This window comes from Dietzia sp. IBK-p2-16D, assembly GCF_057773085.1.
Genome location: NZ_JBYMTL010000053.1, coordinates 1 through 464, shown reverse-complemented (window position 1 = coordinate 464; position 464 = coordinate 1). Strand labels below are relative to the sequence as shown.

Annotated in this window: 1 protein-coding gene; it reads right to left on the bottom strand. The window is 61.9% G+C overall.

The window, feature by feature from the left end; all coding sequences use genetic code 11:
- On the bottom strand, positions 1 to 464 hold a 464-nt coding region (locus AC3DE3_RS17310; RefSeq protein WP_488370856.1), incomplete at both ends, for a hypothetical protein.

Sequence of the window (464 nt, the reverse complement as noted above, 5' to 3'; positions counted from 1 at the left end):
CACGGAGCTTGGCGAGCATGTCAGTCTTCGACAGCTTGGCGGCGGGCTGGGTGATGCTGCTGACACGGCGCTGAAGCTGCTCTTTGAACGTCGACTCTTCGACACTGACGCGGAACATCTTGGTGCAGAGGAGCTTCTCCTTCTCGGCGGCGTCACAGATCTTGTTGACGAGGCCGATCTCAGGGTCGACGTCAGTGGTGTTGACGAGGCCCATGATCGCCAGATCGTTGATCGCGTACTGCGCGGCGGCTTCGCTCAGGTTCTTGTCGCCAGCGATGGTGCGCCCAGCCACGTCGATGCCGTCGTAGCTCTTGCCGCTGATGATGCCAAACAGCAGCCGGACGACGACGACGCCCTTGCCGTTCTCGAAGGCGCCGATATCCAACAGGACGGCGTCGACGGGGTCGCCACTGCGGGACTTGTCTCCCTTGGCGTAGGTGGCGAAGCCTACATCATTGGTGTCG